Origin of the sequence: Campylobacter sp. 2018MI10, assembly GCF_018501175.1 — a bacterium.
In the GTDB taxonomy this organism is placed as follows: domain Bacteria; phylum Campylobacterota; class Campylobacteria; order Campylobacterales; family Campylobacteraceae; genus Campylobacter_E.
The window spans coordinates 1-395 of record NZ_JAHCZD010000127.1 but is presented as its reverse complement, the minus strand read 5'-3'; the positions used below and the strand labels follow the sequence as shown (position 1 = coordinate 395).

The 395-nt window shown below is 32.9% G+C and carries 1 protein-coding gene; it reads left to right on the top strand.

The features are described from left to right. A partial coding sequence (locus KJR01_RS09975) for a DNA gyrase C-terminal beta-propeller domain-containing protein (protein WP_284467030.1) occupies window positions 1-395 on the top strand: 395 nt, incomplete at both ends.

The window sequence follows — 395 nt, the reverse complement described above, 5'->3', positions numbered from 1 at the left end:
GCTAATGCGATTTTAGATATGAAACTCGGCCGTTTAACAGGACTTGATAGAGAAAAAATTGAAAATGAACTTGCAGAGCTTATGAAAGAAATCGCAAGACTTGATAAGATTTTAAAAAGCGAAACTTTGCTAGAAAATCTTATCCGCGATGAATTAAAAGAGATAAAAAGCAAATTTGATGTTCCGCGTATTACGCAAATAGAAGATGATTATGATGATATTGATATTGAAGATTTGATTCCTAATGAAAATATGGTTGTAACCATTACCCATCGTGGATACATTAAAAGAGTGCCAAGTAAACAATACGAAAAACAAAAACGCGGTGGAAAAGGCAAGCTTGCTGTAACGACTTATGATGATGATTTTATCGAAAGTTTCTTTACTGCTAATAC